This window comes from Vibrio fujianensis (genome assembly GCF_002749895.1).
Lineage (GTDB): Bacteria > Pseudomonadota > Gammaproteobacteria > Enterobacterales > Vibrionaceae > Vibrio > Vibrio fujianensis.
The window spans coordinates 41,695-42,208 of record NZ_NBUS01000042.1 but is presented as its reverse complement, the minus strand read 5'-3'; the positions used below and the strand labels follow the sequence as shown (position 1 = coordinate 42,208).

Annotated in this window: 1 protein-coding gene; it reads left to right on the top strand. The window is 48.6% G+C overall.

The window, feature by feature from the left end; translation table 11 throughout:
* A partial coding sequence (locus B7C60_RS18710) for an HAD family hydrolase (protein WP_245869190.1) occupies window positions 1-514 on the top strand: 514 nt, incomplete at both ends.

The window sequence follows — 514 nt, the reverse complement described above, 5'->3', positions numbered from 1 at the left end:
GTCCATGTGCGTTGGTTATTTCGACGCCAGCGGCCATAACCTCAGGCTTAGCGGCAGGTGCTCGACGAGGAGTATTGATTAAAGGCGGAGCAGCATTAGAACAACTTGGTCGGATTCAAGTCATGGCGTTTGATAAAACGGGAACGCTCACGCAAGGAAAGCCGCAAGTCACCGATATTATTGATCTGATCGCATCTGAACCTACTTGGTTGAGCGCGGTTGCTGCGATTGAACAAGGGTCAACGCATCCACTCGCGACATCATTAATTGAAGCGGTCAAGTGTCGCGGATATTCAATGAGCACGGCTATCGATAAACAAGCGTTGATTGGGCGAGGGATAACCGGTGTCGTTGATGGGCAACGTTATTCTTTATTATCGCCGAATAAATTGCCAAGAGCATTAGATTCGTCGCTTCAAGCCCAGATCATTGGTTTAGAGAATGAGGGAAAAACGCTGGCGATAGCGGTTAAAGATCAGCAGCCGGTCGGCATTATCGCATGGCAAGATACATT